At 65.0% G+C, this 21,563-nt stretch carries 18 protein-coding genes; 8 read left to right on the forward strand and 10 right to left on the reverse strand.

Annotated elements, in window-relative coordinates:
• Window positions 1-572 precede the first annotated feature (572 nt).
• On the forward strand, window positions 573-1,319 hold the full coding sequence (locus CCOS865_RS14625; RefSeq protein ID WP_119141993.1) for an SDR family oxidoreductase: 747 nt from the start codon (window positions 573-575) through the stop codon (window positions 1,317-1,319).
• A 12-nt stretch (window positions 1,320-1,331) separates the two neighbouring features.
• On the opposite strand, the gene CCOS865_RS14630 is transcribed toward CCOS865_RS14625, so the two are convergent.
• From CCOS865_RS14630 to CCOS865_RS14650, 5 genes are all read right to left on the reverse strand, one after another.
• Window positions 1,332-3,044, reverse strand: coding sequence for an ATP-binding protein (locus CCOS865_RS14630; RefSeq protein ID WP_119141995.1), 1,713 nt, complete (start codon window positions 3,042-3,044; stop codon window positions 1,332-1,334).
• 42 nt (window positions 3,045-3,086) lie between these two features.
• Window positions 3,087-5,150, reverse strand: coding sequence for a PAS domain-containing sensor histidine kinase (locus tag CCOS865_RS14635; RefSeq protein WP_119141997.1), 2,064 nt, complete (start codon window positions 5,148-5,150; stop codon window positions 3,087-3,089).
• Window positions 5,151-5,206: 56 nt separating this feature from the next.
• Window positions 5,207-6,616: a GntR family transcriptional regulator MpaR gene (gene mapR / locus CCOS865_RS14640; RefSeq protein ID WP_119141999.1), complete on the reverse strand. Its 1,410-nt coding sequence runs from the start codon at window positions 6,614-6,616 to the stop codon at window positions 5,207-5,209.
• Between the two features lie 39 nt (window positions 6,617-6,655).
• Window positions 6,656-8,065, reverse strand: a complete 1,410-nt coding sequence (gene ccoG / locus CCOS865_RS14645) for a cytochrome c oxidase accessory protein CcoG (protein WP_119142001.1) — start codon at window positions 8,063-8,065, stop codon at window positions 6,656-6,658.
• Window positions 8,066-8,186: 121 nt separating this feature from the next.
• Window positions 8,187-8,426 carry a DUF3203 family protein gene (locus tag CCOS865_RS14650; protein ID WP_119142003.1) on the reverse strand — a complete coding sequence of 80 codons (240 nt, stop codon included), beginning with the start codon at window positions 8,424-8,426 and terminating at the stop codon, window positions 8,187-8,189.
• A 147-nt stretch (window positions 8,427-8,573) separates the two neighbouring features.
• On the opposite strand from CCOS865_RS14650, the gene CCOS865_RS14655 reads away from it, so the two are divergent.
• A complete protein-coding gene (locus tag CCOS865_RS14655) occupies window positions 8,574-9,104 on the forward strand; it encodes an MgtC/SapB family protein (protein WP_119142005.1) in 531 nt (176 codons plus the stop codon).
• A gap of 536 nt (window positions 9,105-9,640) precedes the next feature.
• Here the strand turns inward: CCOS865_RS14655 and CCOS865_RS14660 are convergent.
• The 3 genes from CCOS865_RS14660 to CCOS865_RS14675 form a co-directional block, all read right to left on the reverse strand.
• The gene (locus CCOS865_RS14660) at window positions 9,641-10,540 is read right to left on the reverse strand and encodes a hydroxymethylglutaryl-CoA lyase (protein ID WP_119142007.1); all 900 of its coding nucleotides are present in this window, start codon (window positions 10,538-10,540) and stop codon (window positions 9,641-9,643) included.
• Between the two features lie 20 nt (window positions 10,541-10,560).
• Window positions 10,561-10,962, reverse strand: a complete 402-nt coding sequence (locus CCOS865_RS14670; protein WP_119142009.1) for a MerR family transcriptional regulator — start codon at window positions 10,960-10,962, stop codon at window positions 10,561-10,563.
• A 91-nt stretch (window positions 10,963-11,053) separates the two neighbouring features.
• Window positions 11,054-11,929, reverse strand: a complete 876-nt coding sequence (locus tag CCOS865_RS14675; protein WP_119142011.1) for a helix-turn-helix domain-containing protein — start codon at window positions 11,927-11,929, stop codon at window positions 11,054-11,056.
• Window positions 11,930-12,100: 171 nt separating this feature from the next.
• On the opposite strand from CCOS865_RS14675, the gene pobA reads away from it, so the two are divergent.
• Together pobA and CCOS865_RS14685 are read left to right on the forward strand one after the other, a co-directional pair.
• Window positions 12,101-13,288 (forward strand): 4-hydroxybenzoate 3-monooxygenase, encoded by a 1,188-nt coding sequence (gene pobA, locus CCOS865_RS14680; RefSeq protein ID WP_119142013.1) that lies wholly within the window; start codon window positions 12,101-12,103, stop codon window positions 13,286-13,288.
• A 69-nt stretch (window positions 13,289-13,357) separates the two neighbouring features.
• Window positions 13,358-14,239: a LysR substrate-binding domain-containing protein gene (locus tag CCOS865_RS14685; protein ID WP_119142015.1), complete on the forward strand. Its 882-nt coding sequence runs from the start codon at window positions 13,358-13,360 to the stop codon at window positions 14,237-14,239.
• 198 nt (window positions 14,240-14,437) lie between these two features.
• Here the strand turns inward: CCOS865_RS14685 and CCOS865_RS14690 are convergent, their stop codons facing one another.
• Complete coding sequence (locus CCOS865_RS14690) at window positions 14,438-15,628, reverse strand: type II secretion system F family protein (RefSeq protein ID WP_119142017.1); 1,191 nt, start codon at window positions 15,626-15,628, stop codon at window positions 14,438-14,440.
• Window positions 15,629-15,639: 11 nt separating this feature from the next.
• A complete protein-coding gene (gene gspG / locus CCOS865_RS14695) occupies window positions 15,640-16,065 on the reverse strand; it encodes a type II secretion system major pseudopilin GspG (RefSeq protein WP_119142065.1) in 426 nt (141 codons plus the stop codon).
• Between the two features lie 184 nt (window positions 16,066-16,249).
• Here gspG and CCOS865_RS14700 point away from each other — a divergent pair, with 184 nt between their 5' ends.
• From CCOS865_RS14700 to CCOS865_RS14715, 4 genes are all read left to right on the forward strand, one after another.
• Entirely contained in the window at window positions 16,250-16,846 is a 597-nt protein-coding gene (locus tag CCOS865_RS14700) for a lytic transglycosylase domain-containing protein (protein ID WP_119142018.1), read from the forward strand.
• A gap of 89 nt (window positions 16,847-16,935) precedes the next feature.
• On the forward strand, window positions 16,936-18,390 hold the full coding sequence (locus tag CCOS865_RS14705) for an ATP-binding protein (protein WP_119142020.1): 1,455 nt from the start codon (window positions 16,936-16,938) through the stop codon (window positions 18,388-18,390).
• A 272-nt stretch (window positions 18,391-18,662) separates the two neighbouring features.
• A complete protein-coding gene (locus tag CCOS865_RS14710; RefSeq protein ID WP_119142022.1) occupies window positions 18,663-20,156 on the forward strand; it encodes a sensor histidine kinase in 1,494 nt (497 codons plus the stop codon).
• On the forward strand, window positions 20,125-21,561 hold the full coding sequence (locus CCOS865_RS14715) for a sigma-54-dependent transcriptional regulator (RefSeq protein ID WP_119142024.1): 1,437 nt from the start codon (window positions 20,125-20,127) through the stop codon (window positions 21,559-21,561). Before CCOS865_RS14710 ends, CCOS865_RS14715 begins: the two co-directional genes overlap by 32 nt.
• Window positions 21,562-21,563: the final 2 nt, after the last annotated feature.

A 21,563-nucleotide genomic window follows, 5' to 3' on the forward strand; every position in this document is an offset into this window, starting at 1 on the left:
TGAAGTCGCGGTAGATCAAGATCACAAGCCAGATCAAGGGCCAGATCAAGTGCCAGGGCAACGGCTGGCGAATCGCTGCGCTCTCGCTTGTTTATAAGGGCGGTACAGCGCGTCAGCGCCAGAATTTGTATTGGCAGTGCCGGCCTCTTCGCGGGTAAACCCGCTCCCACAGGTTATCTGCTGACTGTAAGGCCACTGCGGTCCCTGTGGGAGCGGGTTTACCCGCGAAGAGGCCAAGCTATCCGCCACCATTGCCACTGTCGAAGATAACGCCAGCCCAGGCGCCACCCCTAACTTGGCGACCTCAGAAGGCCGGAGTGAGGGAACCCGCGGTTTTGGTGGGCCTGTTCCGTGACAACGGACGCCAAGAAGCGTCACCAAATCAAATGGATAAGCCCCAAACATGATATTCGTGCGAGCAAACACATCAACAAACTGGCGTTCTTGCGCACGATTTCAATACTTTCGCCGGAAACCCTCAGAAGAACACTATGCGTGTGCCGATGCTGGGATCTTGTCAATCCTCGGAGCCAGGCGTTAGCCTTGTGCCATCAGTTTCCAAGGGGGAATGGATGGACAAGGTCATCATCATCACCGGTGCCAGCCGTGGCATCGGTGCAGCCACCGCGCGGCTTGCGGCGCAACAGGGCTACCGGATCTGCATCAACTACCATGCCGACGACCAGGCTGCCGAGCGCATCCTCGCCGAAGTGCGCGCGCTGGGGGCCGAGGCGATTGCCGTGCGCGCCGACGCCAGCGTCGAGGACGAGGTGGTGCAGCTGTTTCAGCGGGTCGATGCCGAGCTCGGGCCGGTCACCGCGCTGGTCAACAATGCCGGCACCATCGGCCAGCAGAGCCGGGTGGACGCGATGTCCGAGTTCCGCCTGCTCAAGGTGATGAAAAACAACGTGGTCGGGCCGATGCTCTGCGCCAAGCATGCCCTGCTGCGCATGTCGCGCCGCCATGGCGGGCAGGGCGGGGCGATCGTCAATGTCTCGTCGGTGGCCGCGCGCCTGGGGTCCCCCAACGAATACGTCGACTATGCGGCCTCCAAGGGCGCCCTGGACACCTTCACCGTGGGCCTGGCCAAGGAAGTGGCGGGCGAGGGCGTACGCGTCAATGGCGTGCGCCCGGGCTACATCCATACCGGTTTCCATGCCTTGAGCGGCGACCCGGACCGGGTCAGCAAGCTTGAACCCGGCTTGCCGATGGGCCGCGGCGGGCAGCCCGAAGAAGTCGCCGAAGCGATCCTCTGGCTGCTGTCGGACAAGGCCTCCTACTCCACCGGTACCTTCATCGACCTCAGCGGCGGGCGCTGAGGCCCCGCCCGTTCAGCCAGCGAGCATCTGGCCGACCCGCTCGGCCAGGGCTTCGAGGGTGAACGGCTTGGTCAGCACGCTCATGCCGGGTTCGAGTCGGCCATCGCTGAGCACGGCGGTTTCGTCGTAGCCGGTGACGAACAGCACTTTCAAGCCGGGGTGGCGTTCGCGCAGGGCGTCCGCCACCTGGCGGCCATTGAGCCCGCCGGGCAAGCCGACATCGCTGACCAGCAGGTCGGGGCGGGGGCTGTCGCGCAGGCCCTCCAGTGCCACCGGGCCGTCCTCGAACATCTGCACCTGGTGGCCCAGCTCCTCCAGCACCTCGCCGATCACCAGGCGCATGGCGGCTTCATCTTCGACCACCACTACCCGACAGCCTGCCGGCGTAAGCGGCGCGCTACTGGCGGGCGGCAGCCGCTCGGGCGCGGTCTGGTGGGCGGCCGGCCGATAACGCGGCAAGAACATACGCACCAGGGTGCCCTGATCCGGCTGTGATTCGATGGCCAACTGGCCGCCGGACTGGCGCACGAACCCGTACACCATCGACAGCCCCAAGCCGGTGCCGCGCCCCAGTGGCTTGGTGGTGAAGAACGGGTCGATAGCGCGCGCAACGATCTCCGCCGACATGCCTTTGCCGGTGTCCTGCACACTCAGGCAGAGGTAGTCACCGACGGGCAGGTCGAGCCGCTGGGCCAGGCCCGCATCGAGCTCGACATTGTCGCAGCGGATGCTGATCTCACCGCCCAGGGGCATCGCGTCGCGGGCATTGATGCACAGGTTGAGCAAGGCGCTTTCCAGTTGCGGAGGGTCGATGCGCACCGGCCACAGGTCAGGCGCACAGCGGCTGTCCAGGCGGATGTGCGGGCCCACGCTGCGGCCGATCAGCTCGTGCATGCCGGCCACCAGCCCGGCTGCCGAGGTCGGCTGCGGGAGCAGGGTCTGCCGGCGCGAAAACGCCAGCAGCCGGTGCACCAGCGCTGCGGCGCGTTGGGCGGCGGCATGGGCACTGCGCAGCAGTTCGGGCAACGCCGCGTGGCGCTGTTCGGCGAGCCGCGCCTCGGCCAGTTCGAGGGCGCCGAGGATGCCGCCCAGCAGGTTGTTGAAGTCATGCGCCACGCCGCCGGTCAACTGGCCCACGGCTTCCATCTTCTGTGCCTGGCGCAGGGCTTCCTCGGCCTTGCTGCGTTCGGCCAGGGCCTGCTCGACGCGCTGCTCCAACTGCTCGTTGAGCGCCTGCAGGGCGTTTTCCGCGCGTTTGCGGTCAGTCACGTCGCGGAAGATCACCGCCACCAGGTGCTGATCGGCAGGCTCGATGCGCTGTGCGCTCAGCCCCAGGCAGCGATCGGTCGCGTACAGCGGGTGCTCGAAGTACATCGGCGTGCCACTGCGGGCGACATCACCGAAGTGTTTCAGCCACACCTCGGCCTCGTCGGGGATGACCTGGCGCAGCGTGCGCCCGACCACGTCGGGCAGGCCGGCGTGGCGCAGATAGGCCGGGTTGGCCATCAGGTGCAGGTAGTCGCTCATCGGTCCGCCGGGGCCGTCGATGAACTGGATGATGCAGAACCCTTCTTCCATGCTTTCGAACAGGTAGCGGTAGCGGTCCAGCTCGAGCATGCGCCCGGTGGCCTGCGCCAGTTCCGCGGTGAGCCGCGCATTGTCGCCTTGCAGGGCTGCCAGTTGCTGGCGTAACTGCAGCAGTTCGGCGGGTGGGTGATTCGACATCCGTGTCTCCATTCAGGGTGGCACTGCCGGAGCGCGCCTTGATCAATCCGCTAGCATCAGGTCGACGCGTTCGACCAGGGTGGCGAGTTCAAAGGGCTTCAGCAGCAGCTGGGCCGCTTCAGGGAAGCAGCCCTCCATCAGTGTATTGGGGTCGTAGCCGGTGATGTAGAGGACCGACGCGTGCGGGGTCGTCTGCAGGCAGGCCTTGGCCACCTGGTAGCCGTCGAGGCCGCCCGGCAGGCCGATATCGCTGATCAGCAGGTCTGGGCGCAGCCCCGCGTGCAGGGCGGCGACCGCGGCAGTGCCGGTGTCGAAGGCGTGGACCCGGTGCCCGAGCTCTTCGAGGACCTCGCAGATCACCATGCACATGGTCGGCTGGTCTTCGACCAGCATGATGATCCGTTGCGTCTGGCGCGGCGCCTGCAACCGCTCAGCGCTGCTCGGCGGCAGCGGCGAGTCGAGCGCTTGCAGGTGCCGCGGCAGGTACAGGCGCACACGGGTGCCGAGCTCAGCTTCGCTGACGATGTGCAGTTGGCCGCCGGACTGGCGCACGAACCCATACACCATCGACAGCCCCAGCCCCGAGCCCTGACCCAGCGGTTTGGTGGTGAAGAACGGGTCGATGGCCCGCTGCGAGACCTCGGCCGACATGCCTTGGCCATTGTCGCCGACCGCCAGGCACATATAGTCGCCCGGCGAAAGGTCGAGCGCGCCGGCCTGGGCGTCATCGAGCACGATGTTGGCCCCGTCGATGCGGATCGTGCCGCCCCTGGGCATGGCATCCCGGGCATTGATGCACAGGTTGAGCAGGGCGCTTTCCAGCTGCGGCGGGTCGATGAAGGTCGGCCAGATGCCAGGCGAAAAATGGCTGTGCAACGCGATGGTCGGGCCGATACTGCGGCGGATCAGGTCTTCCATGCCGTTGATCAGCGCGCCGACCTGGGTCGGTTGCGGTTGCAAGGTCTGCTTGCGTGAGAACGCCAGCAGTCGATGGACCAGCGCCGAGGCGCGTTGCGCGGAACCGTTGGCGGTGTCCAGCAGGCGCCCGAGGTCTGCGTGGCGGCCCTGTTCCAGGCGTTGCTGCATCAGCTCATGGGCGCCGAGAATGCCGCCGAGCAAATTGTTGAAGTCGTGAGCGATACCGCCGCTGAGCTGGCCGACGGCTTCCATCTTCTGCGCCTGGCGCAACGCCTGTTCGGCCTCCAGCAGGCGCTGCTGGTGTTCAACCCGCTCGCTGATGTCGTAGGCGAACAGGTAGGCACCCTGAACGGTCCCCGCCGGGTCTAGCAGGGCATGGAAGCGCAACTCGAAGTGGCGCCGCTGTGGCGCGTCGCCGAATGCCTCGATGATGGTGAAGTGCTCTCCCGCCAGCGCCCGCTGCCACAGGGGCATGATCATGTCTCGGTCGAGGGGGTTGCGGGCCATCAACGCCGGCATGTAGTCGCCGACCTGAGGCAGCTGCCCGTACAGCTGGCAGAACTCATGCCTGGCCTGGCGGTTGATCGCCAACCAGCGCAAGTCGCTGTTGATCACATGCACGTTGGCGATGCTGTGGTCGACCAGTTCGGCAAACAGCCGGCGCTCGGCCAGGGCAGTGCTGGAGCGGTGCTCGAGCTGTTGATTGAGCGTCAGCAGCGCAAGATCGGCACGGCGGCGTTCGGTGACATCCTTGAACAGCACCGCGACCTGGCGTTTGTCGGCGGGCTCGATGCGAAAGCAGGTGACCGCCAGCACCCTGCCGGTGCTGAGCAGCTCCTGCTCGAACTGCAACGGCTCGCCGCTGCGCAGGACCGTGCTGTAACGCTCGATCCAGAAATCCGCCTCGTCGGGGACCAGCTCGCGGGCGGTATAACCGGTGGGGTCGGCAATACCCGCGTGCTGCAGGCAGGCGGCATTGGCCAGCACGTGCAGGTAGTCGCTCAGCGGGCCTGATGGGCCGTCGAAGAATTCGATGATGCAGCAGCCGACGTCCATGCTGTTGAAGACGAAACGGTACAGGCCGTCTTCAGGCAGCGCAGTGCGCAGCAATTGCACCTCGAGCTCGCGATTGCGCTGTTGCAGGGCAACCAGTTGCTGGCGCAGGGCGTGCATTTCGTCAGTGGGCATGCGTGCATCCAGCGAGGGCTCGAGGCGCAGACTCTAGCGTGCCCGGCGGCTGGCGGCTAGAACGATCGTACGATCCGCCCGAGGGTTTCCATGGCCTGCTCTGCGGCCTCGCTCCACGGGCTGCCGTAGTTCAGCCGAATACAGTTGCCGAACCGCCGGGTCGGCGAAAAGATCGGCCCCGGGGCGATGCTGATGCCTTGCGCCAGGGCCATGTGGAACAGCTTCAGCGCGTCCATCTGCTCGGGCAGCTCCAACCACAGGAAGTAACCGCCAGACGGCTGGCTGACCCGGGTTTGCGCCGGGAAGTAGCGGGCAATCGCCGCCAGCATGCTCGCCTGCTGACCCTCCAGTGCGTAGCGCAGCCTGCGCAGGTGGCGGTCGTAGCCGCCATGCTGGAGGTAATCGGCGATGGCCGCCTGCGCCGGCATCGACGCGCACAGCGAGGTCATCAGCTTGAGCCGTTCAACCTTTTGCGCGAAGCGCCCGGCCGCCACCCAGCCGATCCGGTAGCCCGGCGCGAGGCTTTTGGCGAACGAGCCGCAGTGCATCACCAGGCCCTCGGTGTCATAGGCCTTGGCCGGCTTGGGCGCCTGCTGGGCGTAGTACAGCTCGGCGTAGACATCGTCTTCGATCAAGGGCACCTGGTGGCCGCGCAGCAGCTCGACCAGCGCCTGCTTCTTGGCGTCGGGCATGCTCGCGCCGACCGGGTTCTGGAAGTTGGTCATGCACCACACGGCCTTGACCGGGTGCTTGTCCAGGGTTTGCGCCAACACCTCCAGGTCCATGCCTTCACGGGGGTGCACGGGAATTTCCACGGCCTTCAGCTTGAGGCGCTCGAGCACCTGCAGGCAGGCATAGAACGCCGGCGCTTCGATGGCCACCAGGTCGCCCGGCTCGGTCACCGCCTGCAGGCACAGGTTCAGTGCCTCGAGGGCGCCGTTGGTGATCAGCAGCTCTTCCATCGGCAGCATCAGCCCACCGACCATGTAGCGCAGGGCGATCTGCCGGCGCAGCTGCGGGTTGCCCGGTGACAGGTCGCTGACCACCATGCGCGGGTCCATCGCGCGGCTGGCGCTGGCCAGCGAGCGGGCCAGGCGCTGCAGGGGGAACAGCGTGGGGCTGGGGAAGGCCGAGCCGAACGGCACGGTGTTCGGGTCCTTGATCGAATCGAGAATGGAAAACACCAGCCCACTGACATCCACGTTGGTCGACTCGCTGACCGGCGCCAGCGCCTGCGGCTCGCAGAACTGCCGCGGTGCGTTGGCATTGACGAAGTACCCCGAGCGCGGCCGGGCGCGGATCAGGCCGCGCCGTTCCAGCAGGTAGTAGGCCTGGAACACCGTGGACGGGCTGACCCCGTGAGTCTGGCTGGCGTAGCGTACCGAGGGCACGCGCTGGCCTGGGCCGAGCACCCCGGAGCGGATCAGTTCGGCAATGTCATCGGCAAAGCGTTCGTAGCGTTTCATGGGCGCTCGGCAGGCAAGGTCAAGGGTCAGTGTAAGGGATCAGCGATTCAACGGCGCGACGAAACGGCTGCGCGCGCTGCTGGCAATGGCGGGGTCGTCGCTGTCGCGCACTTCGAAGGTGATCTCCTGGCTGCTGCTGGCCGGGCGCTCCGCGAGCAGGGCGACCGACACCGGCAGTTCGTTCATCTCGCCGGCCGGGATGGAGAGTTCGCGCCTGCCGTGCAGTTCGAAGCCCTCGGCATCCACCAGGCGCAGCTGGTAGCGCTGGGGCTGCTGGGTCTTGTTGATGACCTTGAGCAGGTAGATGTTCTCGATCTGCCCCTGGGCGTTCTCGCGGAACAGCCCGCGGTCCTTGATCACGTCCAGCGACACCATCGGCCGCGCTTGCAGGGCAAGCACCAGTGCACCGACCATCACCACCAGCGCCGTGGCGTAGCCGAGCAGGCGGGGGCGCAGCCAGTGGGTACTGCCGCCTTGCAGGCTGTGCTCGGACTTGTAGCCGACCAGGCCACGCGGGTAACCCATCTTGTCCATCACCCCGTCACAGGCATCGATGCAGGCGGCGCAGCCGATGCAGGCCATTTGCAGGCCGTCGCGGATATCGATGCCGGTCGGGCAGACCTGCACGCACAGGGTACAGTCGATGCAGTCGCCCAGCTTTTGCGCGCGCGGGTCGCTGCCTTTCTTGCGCGGCCCGCGCTGTTCGCCACGCCGGGGGTCGTAGGCCACGGCCAGGGTATCGGTGTCGAACATCACGGCCTGGAAGCGTGCGTACGGGCACATGTGCAGGCACACCGCCTCGCGCAGGAAGCCGGCATTGAGGTAGGTGGCGCCGGCGAAGAACACCACCCAGAACAGGGCGACCCCACCCAGCTGCAACGTCAGCAGTTCAGCCGCCAGCGGCCGGATCGGCGTGAAATAGCCGACGAAGGTCAGCCCGGTCAGCAGCGCAATGGCAAGCCACAGGGTGTGCTTGAGCGTACGCCGGGCCACCTTGTTCAGGCTCCATGGCCCGGCTGCGAGCTTGATCCGTTGGTTGCGGTCGCCTTCGCTGATCTTTTCGCACCACATGTACAACCAGGTCCAGGTGCTTTGCGGGCAGCTGTAGCCGCACCAGACCCGGCCGGCGAACACGGTGACGGCGAACAGGCCAAAGGCGCAGATGATCAGCAGTGCCGACAGCAGGATGAAGTCCTGCGGCCAGAAGGTGGTGGCGAACACGTGGAACTTGCTCTCGGACAAGTCCCAGAGCACGGCTTGGCGGCCGTTCCAGTTCAGCCAGGCGGTGCCGAAGAACAGCACGAACAACACGCCCACGAAGCCGATCCGCAGGTTGCGGTACAGGCCTTTGAAACTGCGGGTGTGCACCACGCCATCCCCCAGGCCTTTGTGGCTGGAGGCAGCGGGCGGGGCAATTTCGATCACTTGATACGGGATTCTATCGCTCATGTCGTGTGGCTCATCAGGCTCGATCAGACCCGGGGACTATGGCCCTGGATCTGTTTGTAGCACAGACTCAGCTACAGCGATAAAAACCGTATCAGATTTACCTCGACGGTGCGTCAGGCCTCTAGATTACTGAGCCTGGCTCACTGGTCTTCAGATGCCTGCGGCTATCCACCGCACCGATGACCGTCAGCGCATCGGCTTCGGCTTCGGTGATCGGAATGCGCTCGCCCGAGAGCACCGCCACGGACATGCGCAGTTGCTCGTCGGTGAAGATCTCGACTTCCGGGCCGGTGCCCTGGATGCGTACCTGGTCGCCGATCAGGGTGCAGTGGCGGGTGCTCTCGTCAATTTCAATGGGCATGGTGGGAGGCTCCTTGGGGCTCATTGACTGTGACCGCGCGCCGGGGAAGGTTGCTGCATTGGCGGTTCTGCCTTTATCGCGGCGCAGCACGGCACTCGCGCAGCCGATACGCGGTCAACCCTTTACTAGCCCAAGAGGAGCGGCCCGATGGACACCTGGTGGAATACCGTCTGGCGCACTGTGCAAGCCGAGTTTGCCGATGTCACCAATGAACAAGAAGTCACCCGGATCCTGGTGCGCCTGTTGATGGCCGCGGTGTTGGGTGCCGTGCTGGGCTTCGAGCGGGAACACAAGGGCAAGTCGGCGGGCGTGCGCACGCACATGCTGGTCTCGCTCGGCGCGGCGTTGTTCGTTCTCGCACCGAGCATGGCCGGTGCCGATGAGCAGGCGCTGAGCCGGGTCATCCAGGGCATCGTCGCCGGGATCGGGTTTCTCGGTGCGGGCACCATCCTCAAGGGGAACGGCAAGGACCCTAGCCACGTCAAGGGGCTGACCACTGCGGCTGGGCTGTGGATGACCGCGGCCATCGGCACGGCAGCCGGCATGGGACGCGAGGCGACGGCGCTGATCAGCACGGTGATGGCGCTGCTGGTGCTGGCCACGATGCCGATGCTGGTGGACAAGGTCGAAGGGGAGAATGAACAGAAGACGCGGGAGGAGGGGAGCGAGAAGCACTGAGGGGAGCCGAAGCTCCCCTCAAATCGTTGCTGCCTGCTCTTTTTTTATTATTGGAGACTGGCCTTTTGTTGTTTTTGTAGGCTTGCCTCAGGTGTCGCGAGCAACCCCCATCCGGGGTCAAGAGCAACCGTATTTTTTTGAGCGCTTACCTGCATTCATCATTGCTGATCCGACGCTGACTGTGGCTACCTGAAGGTAGTTTTGTTGTTCTGTGTCAGGCCGCGGGGGTAGTCCCCCAGGAAGGCATGTCTACTCCAAAAAAATCTGCTTGCTACGCCTCTGCCGTGTTGTTCTTGTTATGTCAGAGCCGCTATCTGTTGTTCTTATTGGGTATCACGTTTTTGTTCTTGTTATGCCAGAGATAAAGCAGATGCCGTGCCAACTTTTTAAAAGCCTTATAAATCAAGGCTTTGACGTTTTTGCAGGGAAATCCCAGACCGGAGAATCTGTCGAAATGTTTCCGTGTTACCCGATTTATCGCTGGTAACTGTGGGGGCGGTAACACCAGCCCCACACATTGATGACATTAGTGTGACTCATTGTGCGCTGCGTGCCCGGGCGACCCGCGAGCCATTGGCCCGGCCCAGCACCTGGCTGATGCGCTGGCCGGCGGCGATCAGCCGGTCGAGGTCGATGCCGGTCTCGATACCCAGGCCCTGCAGCAGGTAGAGCACGTCCTCGGTGGCGATATTGCCGGTCGCGCCCTTGGCGTACGGGCAGCCACCCAGGCCGGCCACCGAACTGTCGAACACCTGGATACCCTCGAGCAGGCTGGCGTAGACGTTGGCCAGGGCCTGGCCGTAGGTGTCATGGAAGTGCCCCGCCAACTGTGCGCGCGGCACCTGCTGCGCGACCACTTCGAACAGCCGGCGGGTGTCACCCGCGGTACCTGTGCCGATCGTGTCACCCAGTGACACCTCGTAGCAGCCCATGTCGTGCAGCGCCTTGGCCACGGGAGCCACCTGCTCGGCGCGGACTGCGCCCTCATACGGGCAGCCGAGCACGCAGGAGACGTAACCGCGTACCTGCACGCCCTGGCTGCGCGCGGCCTCCATGATCGGCTCGAAGCGCTTGAGGCTGTCGCTGACCGAGCAATTGATGTTGCGCTGGGAGAAGGCCTCGGTCGCCGCGGCGAACACCGCAACTTCCTTGACCCCGGCCGCCAGGGCGTCCTCGAAGCCGCGCAGGTTGGGCGCCAGGGCCGCATAGGTAACACCCGGGCGCTGGCCAATGGCGCTGAACACCTCGGCCGAGCCCGCCATCTGCGGGACCCATTTGGGTGAGACGAAGCTGCCCACTTCGATGTACGAAAGGCCGGCCTCGGTGAGGTCGTCGACCAGCCGCACCTTGTCGGCGACACTGATCGGCTGGGCTTCATTCTGCAGGCCGTCGCGCGGGCCGACTTCGACCAGGCGGACGTGGTGGGGTAGGGACATGGCGCGGTTCCTGTGGCGGATCAAGGGGTGGCGTTGGGCGAATCCTGGGTGGCGGCCAGGGCGTGCTCGCAGCGCTCCTGGGCGGTGTCCAGCTCCAGGTGCATCTGCTGGATGTCGAGCATCTGCTGTTCGAGCTGGGCGCGGCGCTCGGCGATCTTCGCGAGCATGCTGTTGAGCTGCTTGAAATTGCCCCCGCTGGGGTCGTACAGGCCGATCAGCTCGCGGCACTCGGCCAGCGAGAAGCCAATCCGCTTGCCGCGCAGGATGAGCTTGAGGGTCACCTTGTCGCGCGCCGTATAGATGCGCTCCAGGCCACGCCGCTCGGGGCTGAGCAAACCCTGCTCCTCATAGAAGCGGATGGCGCGGGTGGTGATGTCCAACTCGCGGGACAGGTCGGAGATGCTGTAGGTCTGGCTGCTCATGCTCGGGCTCGGGCTCGGGGACAGGAATAGCGCTAACCTAAAGCCGGCTTGACGTATACGTCAAGCAGTCTCTTGGTGCCGACGCTACTCCTCAGGGCTGCGCCGAGGAGCGCCGGTAGCCATTGGCGGTCTGCCCGGTCAGGCGCTTGAAGAACCTGGCGAAATACGTCGGGTCGCTGAAGCCCAGGCTGTCCGACAACTGGCTGATGCTCATGCGCGTGTAGATCAGGTTGCGCCGCGCCTCGAGCAGCAGGCGCTGGTGTACCACCTGTAACGCCGTCTGCCCGGCGAGTTCGCGGCACAGTTGATTGAGCTGCAGGCTGGAAATACCGAGGCGGCTGGCAAAGGTGTCGACTGACAGGTGCTCGCGGTAATGCGCCTCGACCAGCCGCAGGTACTGGCCGAGCAGTTGCCGGTCACGCTCGTCGCGGTTGCGTGGGGGCTGGCCCAGCTGCTGGCGGCTGATCCACACCATCAGGGCGGTGACCAGGGCCTGGAGCATGGCTGAGCGCGCCGGGGCGTGGCCCTGGTATTCCTGCTGCAGGGTATCGATCAGGCCGTGCAAGCGCTGGCGGTCCTTGCCCAGCGGGTAGCACGCGGCCGAGGCCAGCACCGCCAGTGGCGCACCGAGGCGCTGTTCGAGGTCGGCCACCAGGGCCGGGCCAAAGGTCAGCACATGGCCCTGGATGTCGGCGCTGAAGCGAAAGCCGTGCACCGTCAACGGCGGGACCACCTGCAGCGCGGCTTGGCCAATCTCCGTGCGCGTCCCCTCGATTTCCACCAGCGCCTGGCCGCGCTGCACATACAGCAACTGGAACAGGTCGGCATGCCGGTGCGGCTTGATTTCCCAATGGTGCAGGCGGCTGCGCGCAGGGATCGACTCGCAGTGCAGCAGATCGGTGCCGGGCCACGCCTGGTTTTCGCCGTAGAGCTGGAACAGCGGCACGCCGGAAAGCGTGGATTTCATCGGTGCGTCCCTGTTCGGTAATCGAACGAAATTTGCAAAAGTGCAGTTTATCTATTGGATATCACACTTTCTGCGCGGTTTTTGCCAGTAAAAATGCAAGGGCAAACCCTAATAGCAGATGCACGAGCGCTGCCAGTAGCGGCTCGGCATCGACATAAAGAGATAACAACAATGAACACTCAGGTTGCCATCATCGGCGCAGGTCCGTCTGGCCTGCTGCTCGGTCAGTTGCTGCACAACGCGGGTATCCAGACGCTGATCGTCGAGCGCCAGACCCCGGAATACGTACTCGGGCGCATCCGTGCCGGGGTCCTCGAGCAGGGCACCGTCGACCTGCTGCGCGAGGCCGGTGTCGGCGCGCGCATGGACCGCGAAGGCTTGGTCCACGAGGGCGTCGAGCTGGTGCTCGGCGGCCGCCGCCAGCGCCTCGACCTCAAGGCACTGACCGGTGGCAAAACGGTCATGGTCTACGGCCAGACCGAAGTCACCCGCGACCTCATGCAGGCGCGTGAGGCCGCCGGTGCGCCGATCATCTACTCGGCCAGCAACGTTCAGCCGCACGAACTCAAGGGCGAGCGCCCGTACCTCACGTTCGAGAAAGACGGCCAGCTGCACCGGGTCGACTGCGACTACATTGCCGGTTGCGATGGTTTTCACGGGGTCTCGCGCCAGAGCATTCCAGAGGGTGTGCTCAAGGAGTACGAGCGGGTCTATCCCTTCGGCTGGCTCGGCCTGCTGTCCGACACGCCGCCGGTCAACCATGAGCTGATCTACGCCAACCACGCGCGTGGCTTTGCCCTGTGCAGCCAGCGCTCCGAGACCCGCAGCCGCTACTACGTGCAAGTGCCGCTGGAAGATCGGGTCGAAGCCTGGAGTGACGAGCGTTTCTGGACGGAGCTGAAGGCGCGTCTGCCTGAAGCGGTGGCGCGCGACCTGGTCACCGGCCCGTCCCTGGAAAAAAGCATTGCGCCGCTGCGCAGCCTGGTCGTCGAACCGATGCAGTACGGCCACCTGTTCCTGGTCGGCGATGCCGCCCATATCGTCCCACCGACCGGCGCCAAAGGCCTCAACCTGGCAGCCTCGGACGTCAATTACCTGTACCGCATCCTGCTCAAGGTCTACCGCGAGGGGCGCACCGACCTGCTCGAGCAGTATTCGCCGCTGGCCTTGCGCAGGGTCTGGAAGGGCGAGCGCTTCAGCTGGTTCATGACCCAGCTGCTGCACGACTTCGGTGACCAGATGGACGACTGGGACCGCAAGATGCAAGAGGCCGATCGGGAGTACTTCCTGACCTCGCCAGCGGGCCTGTTGAACATTGCCGAAAACTACGTGGGCCTGCCGTACGAGGCCGTCGAGTAGTTTCGCCCTGGCTGCCACGCCGAGGTCGTGCTAGAAGGGACATTGGTTATTTAGAAGTTGAATATAACGATGTCCATCAGCGTTAAATCGAATAGGGCCCTGTTCGACCTTGATCTGTTGCGGGCCATCGTCGTGGTGGCCGATTGCGGCAGCTTCACCACGGCGGCGGCCCGCCTGCATTCGACCCAGTCGACCATCAGCCAGAAGGTCCGCCGGCTGGAAGACATGGTCGGCCACCGCCTGCTGGTGCGCGGCAACCGCGATGTGCTGCCGACCGACGCCGGGCAGACCCTGCTCGGCTATGCCCGGCACATGCTGGCCCTCAACGACCAGATGCTCGAAGCCCTCGCGGGTGCCATGGTCGGCACCACGGTGAGGCTCGGCGTGCCCGAGGATTTCGTCGGTGGGCGCACCACCAATGCCTTGTCGGACTTCAGTCGGCGGCACCCGCAGGTAAAGCTCGAAGTGACCAGCGGCCTGTGCCGTGACCTCAGCCAGGCCTACGACAATGGCGAGCTCGACCTGGTGTTGCTCAAGCAGCGGCGGAACAGCCGCGAAGGGGTCGCCTGCTGGCCTGAGCGCTTGCAGTGGATCGACAGCGCGCGGCTGCCGGCGTTCGAGCTCGACCCGATCCCGCTGGTGACCTTTCCGCCACGCGGCTTGTACCGCGACGACATGATCAGCGCCATCGAGGGCATGGGCCGGCGCTGGCGCATCAGCTTTACCAGCTCCAGCCTCAGCGGCATCCAGGCCGCCGTGGCCGATGGCATGGGCATCAGCCTGCTGCCGCCGCGCGCGGCCACCGGCGAGCACCGCGTGCTGGGCATTCAGCAAGGCCTGCCCGAGGTGGACAGCTACGAGATCGTGATCGTCCACCGGCCTACGGCGGATGTGATGGTCAAGTCGCTGGCCGAGGTGCTGACCGAGTTGCTGGTGGTGCACGCGATCTAAGACTCTTTTGAGAAATAACACCTAACTTATTGATTTATCGAAACTGCAAATCCTGTAGGAGCGGGTTTACCCGCGAACGAGGGCAAAGCCCTCGCCGTACAAGGGAGGTAGTGCTGCCGGCCTCTTCGCGGGTAAACCCGCTCCCACAAGGCTAGGCGGCGGTGCCAAGAACCTGTTTCAGACACCCCGGCGCAGGCCTCAGTGAATACTGGACGCCAACTCGAAGATCGGCATGTACATGAGGATCACGATCAAGCCGATCAACAGCCCGATAAACGTCATCAGCAACGGCTCGAACAAGCGCACAAACCACTCCACCCAGCGGCCGATCTCCTGGTCATGGAAGTCCGCGCAGCGCTCCAGCATCTCGCCCAGGTTGCCCGACTGCTCGCCAGCGCGGATCAAGCGCAGCGACACCGGCGTCACCAGTGCTCCAGCCTCCAGCGCATCGGACAACGGCAGCCCTTCACCCACCCGCCGGCTCGCCTGCTCCAGGCCTTGCGCTGCGGTGCTGCCGAGCAGCCCGCGGGCCATGCCCATGGCCGTGAGGATCGGAATGCCGCCTTGCAGCAAGATCCCCAGCGACCGGTAGAAGCGCGCCAGTTCATACATCAGCAGCCGCTGGTGCAGCGCGGGCCAGCGCCGGGTCTGGCGCCCGGCCCAGCGGTGCACGGCGGGGTGCTTGCGCAACAGCACCAGCGCGGTCACCGCGCCGACACTGCCCAGCCCCAGGGCCAACTGCTGCGCATGCAGGAACAGGCCGATCTGCATCAGCACCTGGGACAACCACGGCAGCTCCGTGCCCATGCCCTCGAACACCAGGCTGAACCGCGGCACCACATAGCCCAGCAGAAACAGCACCACGCCGCCGCCGACCAGCAACAGCAGCAGCGGGTACACCGACGCCCCCACCAGCTTCTGCCTGACCAGGTCGAGCCGCTGGCGGTAGCCGATGTAGCGGGCGAGGGCATCGCCGAGCGCGCCGGTGCGCTCGCTGGACTGCACCAGTGCCACGTACAGGGTCGGGAACACCCGCGGTTGCAGGGCCAGCGCCTGGGACAGCGAGCGGCCCTCATAAAGTTGCCTCACCAAATGCTCGAGGACCTTGCGCGAGGGGCCGCTGGGCGCTTTCTCGGCCAGGCTTTCGAGGGCATCGATCAGCGGCAGGCCGGCATTGAGCAGGGTGCCCAGCTCCTGGCTGAACAGCACCAGGTCGAACGTCGGCGCGCGGCGCCAGGGCAGGCCCGACAGGCGGCCGGCATGGGCGCGGATGCTGACCACGCGCAAGCCCTGCGCCTCGACCTGGCGGCGCGCCTGGTCGGTGTCCTGGGCATCCACCTGGAGTTGCACGATGCCTTGGCGGCCAAGCACCTTGAGGCTATAGCGCATCGCCGTTCTCCTCACTGCCAGCTGTTGATTTCAGCGTTTTCACCATCGCCACCGGGCTGGCCGTCCTTGCCCATCGACAGCAGGTCGTACTCGCCGCCGTTCTCGCCCGGTTGCCGGTAGATATAGGCCCGCCCCCAAGGGTCCTGGGGCACGGCTTTCTGCAGGTAGGGGCCGGTCCAGCGCTGCTCGCCGCTCGGCGCGCTGACCAGCGCCTGCAGGCCCTGCTCGCTGTTGGGGTAATGGCCGACCTCGAGTCGGTACAGGTCCAGGGCCTTGCCCAGGCCTTCGATCTGCGCCCGGGCGACCTTCGCCTCGGAGCGGCCGAGCTGGCTGAAGTACTTCGGCGCGACGATGCCGGCCAACAGGCCGAGCACCACCAGCACCACCAACAGTTCGAGCAGGGTAAAGCCACGTTGGCTGAAGGATCTGCGCTGCATGATAAAGCCCTCCGGTGCATGTGAGCAGGTCTGCAGCACTGCCATGCAACTGCCGTGCACGTCTGCCTCGGGGCCTTGCGCCATGCGGCATGGCAAGCGGCACAGTGCTTGCGTCATGAGGTAAAACCCGGGGTTTCCGGGGCATTTCCCCCATATCGGGGGGCGCGACGGGGAGGCAGCCGACATGCGTGGAATGATCCTGGGACTGATCGGATTGGTGGCGACCGCCGCCCAGGCCGATGTGTACATCTCCATCGATGCCAAGGGCGGCTACGTGCTCTCCAACGTGCACCGACCGGGTCGGCAGTACGAGCGGGTGATCAGCGAGGTGTCGGTGGCCGTGGGTCCGGTCAACGCGCAGTTGATCACCGGCCGCCCCTACGCCGACGAAGTGGCCCTGGCCGCCCGCCTGCATGGCGTGCCCCCGGCCTTGCTGCATGCGCTGATCAAGGCCGAGTCCGGCTACAACCCCAAGGCGCGTTCGCCCAAGGGCGCCATCGGCCTGATGCAACTGATGCCGGGCACAGCCAAGGAAATGGGGGTCAAGGATGCCCTCGACCCGTCCGCCAACGTGCAGGGTGGGGCGCGCTACCTCAAGCGCATGCTCAAGCTTTTCGACAACGACATCACCCTGGCGGTGGCCGCCTACAACGCCGGCCCCGATGCCGTGCGCAGTCGCGGGGGTGTGGTGCCGCCGTTCGCCGAAACCCGCCGCTATGTGCCGACCGTACTGCGCGATTACCGCAAGTTGCAGGGGCTGGCGGACGATTCGCCGCTGTGAGCTGAGGCTGGAAGCGAATTCTGGGGACTGTCACGCAGGTTTCCCCAACTCTGGGCTATAACCTCTAGAGGTGCCCAGTGGAGTCCGCCATGGACGTCGCCCCCCGTTCCGACACACCTGCAGTACCCAGCGTCGGTGATGCGGGCGCCGCGCGCCGGCCCTTCAACCTGTTGCGCTGGTACGCCTGGGTCAGCCTGGCGATCATCGTCTCGGTGGCCGTTGGCCTGGGGCTGATCTCCAGCCGCTTCATCATCGACGAGAGCGTCGAGCGCGATGCGCTGCTGACTGCCCAGTTCATCCAGTCGATCGCCGATGCCGAAGTGCGCCACGTGGCGATCCCCAACGTGCGCAGCATGGGCGAGCTGCTCGACCCACGCACCGACCAGGCCATGCCCGACGTCGACCCGGACGCCCGGCGCAAGGCGCGCGGCGAGTTTCTTGATCACATCGCCCATTTGCCAGACGTGCTGCTGGCCAATATCTATGCCCCGGACCGCACGGTGATCTGGTCGAGCAACCCCGCGCTGACCGGCAAGATGATCGAGTCGGACGACGACCTGGAGCGGGCCTTCGAGTACAAGATGCGCGTCTCGGCCAGTTACCACGACATCGACGATGCGCGCACCGAGCAGAAGTTCGTCACCCCGCCGCAGCAGCTGTTCATCGAAAACTACATCCCGTTGTTCGACGCCGATGCCGAGCGGGTCACCGCCATGGTCGAAATCTACAAGGAGCCGCACGACCTGATCGTGCGCATCGAACATGGCCTGATGCTGATCTGGATGGCCATCGCGGTCGGCGCCGGGCTGGTCTATGGCGGCCTGTACTGGATCATGCGGCGGGCCTCGAAGGTGATGGCGGTGCAGCAGAAGCGCCTGATCAGCAACGAGACCTACGTGGCCCTCGGCGAAATGTCCTCGGCGGTGGCGCACAGCCTGCGCAACCCGCTGGCCAGCATCCGTTCCAGCGCCGAGCTGGCCCAGGTGTTCGATGAGGGCCCGGCGCAGAAGAACATCAACGAAATCATCAGCCAGGTCGACCGCATGTCGCACTGGGTGCGCCAGCTGCTGCAATCGCTGCGCCCGCTGAACGATGACGCGGTGCCGGTGGACCTGCCACAGGCCCTGCAGGAGAGCTTGCAGGCGTTCGCCGCGCCGTTGCAGCGCGCCGGCGTGAGCCTGGAGCTCAAACCGCTGCCAGCGGTGAGGGTGCTGGGGCAGCCGGCGCTGCTCGGGCAGATCTTTCACAGCCTGATCGCCAACGCGCTGGAGTCGATGGAGCAGGGCGGGGAACTGCGCGTGGAGGTGGTACGCAAGGACCGTCGCAACCTGGTCTTGCGAGTGTCCGACACGGGCAAAGGCATGACCGAGCAACAGCAGCGCATGGCCTTCCAGCCTTTTTTCACCACCAAGCAAGGGGGCTTGGGCGTTGGCCTGGTGTTGGTCAAACGGATCATGGAGCGCTTTGGCGGCTCTGTGCGGTTGAGCAGTTACAAGGGCAGGGGCACACGCGTTTCGCTTAGTTTCCGGGTAGTCAGGGAGTGAGTAACAGCTTTAGGTACTTTACCTAAGCCCTTGTTATTAAATGATTTGGCTATTTTTGGGGAGTGTTACCCGCATGTGGGGACTAAACACAGAAACTACTTCATGTATGAATCTTAACCATATGAAAAATAAACGCTTATTGGCTTACGGTGGTGTTGGCTGAGTTCTTGCTGCGTACAGTCAACGATGACGGCCACAGCCACCGTTCACCAAGCCTGATATCACTTTGCTACTGGTGGTAACAGCTCGGACCTCCAGGCGGGAACCACGCCATGCAGACGCTGGAAAGCAATGCGCCAGACAAGCCTTCTGCGCCCACCAGCGAACTGGCGGTGCCGTTGCGCGAGTTCAACCTGCTGCGCTGGTTTTCGCTGATCAGCCTGCTGATCATCACCTCGGTGGCCGGCAGCCTGGGCTATGTGTCCACGCGCTTCGTGGTCCGTGACAGCGTCGAGCGCGACGCCATGCTCACCGCCCAGTTCATCCAGGCCATGGCCCAGGCCGAAGTGCGCCATTCGCAGTTGCCTCCGGGCACGACCCTCGGCGAGCTGCTCGACCCGCGCCTGGACGACCAGCACCTGCAGGTCTCTGCGGCGCTGGCCAAGTCGACCCGGGAAGAATTCCTCGACCACGTCGAGCATTTGCCCGACACCTTGCTGGCCAATGTCTATGCCCGTGACCGGACCATCGTCTGGTCAACCAACCCCAGCCTGATCGGCAAGCGCATCGCCGCCGACGGCGACCTGGACCGCGCCTTCCACTCGCGCAAGCCGGTGTCGGCCAGCTACCACAAGGCCGATGAGAACCGCGAGGAGCAGCAATTCCAGCGCGAGGCCAAGTACCTGTTCATCGAAAACTACATCCCGCTGTTCGACAGCCAGGGCGAACAGGTGCTGTCGATGGTCGAGATCTACAAGGAGCCGATCGACCTGATCCGCCGTATTCAGCGCGGCTACGTGCTGATCTGGGCTTCGACCCTGGTCGGCGGGGCGCTGATCTACTTCGGCCTGTTCTGGATCGTGCGCCGCGCCGCCGGGCTGTTGCAGCACCAGCAGGAGCGCCTGGTGGCCAGCGAGACCTACGTCGCCCTGGGCGAAATGTCCTCGGCGGTGGCCCACAGCCTGCGCAACCCGCTGGCGAACATCCGCTCCAGTGCCGAACTCGCCCAGGAGATCGCCAACGACCCGGCGCGCAAGAACATCGCCGACATCATCAGCCAGGTCGATCGCATGTCGCGCTGGGTGCGCGAGTTGCTGGTGTCGCTGCGCCCGACCAGCGACGAGGCCGAGTCGGTCGAGCTGGTGGCGGTGATCGAAGACACCCGGCTGGCCTTTGCCCAGCAGATCGAGCGCAATGGCGTGCAGTTCAGCTACGAGGGGCCGAGCCAGCTGTGGGTCGCCAGCCAGGCGCTGCAACTGACGCAGATCCTCAACAGCCTGTTTGCCAATGCCGTGGAGGCCATGCCCAAGGGCGGCCGGCTCTGCGCACAGGTCAGCGAACTGGAAGGGCTGCAGGTACGCCTGCTGCTCAGCGACACCGGTAAAGGCATGAGCCAGCAACAGGAGCGGATGGTCTTCAAGCCGTTCTTCACCACCAAGCAGGGCGGGCTGGGCGTGGGCCTGGTCCTGGTCAAGCGCATCATGGAACGATTTGGCGGCTCGGTCAGCCTGAGCAGCCGCGAAGAGGAAGGAACCCAGGTCAGCCTGATCTTCAATATTGCAGTGGGAGAGCACCATGGAGCACAGCATCCTGGTAGTCGAGGATGACGAGATCCTCGCCGACAATATCCGCACCTACCTTAACCTGAAGGGTTTCGAGGTGACGGTCTGCCACAGCGCCGAACAGGCCCTGGAGCAGATCGGCCGGGCCCAGCCGGACGCGGTGCTGACCGACAACTCGCTGCCGGGCATGAGCGGTCATGACCTGCTGCGCCGGTTGGTGGCGCAGGCCCCGGAACTCAAGGTGATCATGATGACCGGCTACGGCAACGTCGAAGACGCCGTGCTGGCCATGAAGGAGGGCGCGTTTCACTACCTGACCAAACCAGTGGTGCTGGCCGAGCTCAAGTTGATGCTGGAAAAGGCCCTGGCCACCGAGCGCATGGAACGCACGCTGTCGTTCTACCAGGAGCGCGAGGCGCAAAAGTCCGGGCTGCAGGCGTTGATCGGCGAATCGGCGGCGATGCACAACCTCAAGCACACCTTGCGTCAGTTGCTCGACGCCGAACGGCGAATGGCCAGCGATGACCTGCCGCCGGTGCTGGTGGAGGGCGAGACCGGCACCGGCAAGGAGCTGGTGGCGCGCGCCCTGCATTTCGACGGCTTGCGCAGCAAGGGGCCGTTCATCGAATTCAACTGCGCGTCGATCCCGGCCAACCTGCTCGAGGCGGAGCTGTTCGGGCATGAGAAGGGCGCCTTCACCGATGCCAAGGAGCGCCGCGTTGGCCTGGTCGAGGCAGCGGACGGCGGTACCTTGTTCCTCGACGAAATCGGCGAGATGGACCTGGTGCTCCAGGCCAAGCTGCTCAAGCTGCTGGAAGACCGCAGCATCCGCCGGATTGGCGCGGTGAAGGAGCGCAAGGTCGACTTGCGGGTGATCAGCGCGACCAACTGCAACCTCGAGCAGATGGTGCAACAGGGCAAGTTTCGCCGCGACCTGTTCTTCCGCCTGCGCATCATCGCCCTCAAGGTGCCCAGGCTGTATGCCCGCGGCCAGGACATCCTGCTGCTGGCGCGGCATTTTCTCGCCCATCATGGCCGCCGCTATGGCAAACCCCACCTGCGCTTTTCGGCCGAGGCCGAGTCATTGATGCTCGGTTACAGCTGGCCGGGTAACGTGCGCGAATTGCGCAACATGCTTGAGCAGACGGTGTTGCTGGCCCCTTCCGAGGTGATTGGCGCGCACCAGCTCAACCTGTGCCTGACGCTGGTCGACGAGCCGCAAACGTACCCCGTGCAGCCGCTGCCGAGCGCTTATGAGCCGCCGCGTCATCATGAACCCGAGGCCGGTACCAGCCTGCCGGACATGGAGCGCGACCTGGTCTGCAAGACGCTCGACCGCACCGACTGGAACGTGACCAAGTCGGCGCGGATGCTGGGGCTGTCGCGCGACATGCTGCGCTACAAGATCGAGAAACTCGGGCTGACCCGGCCTGACAAGCGTCAGTGGTAATC

The sequence above is a fragment of the Pseudomonas reidholzensis genome (genome assembly GCF_900536025.1).
Taxonomy (GTDB): Bacteria; Pseudomonadota; Gammaproteobacteria; order Pseudomonadales; family Pseudomonadaceae; genus Aquipseudomonas; species Aquipseudomonas reidholzensis.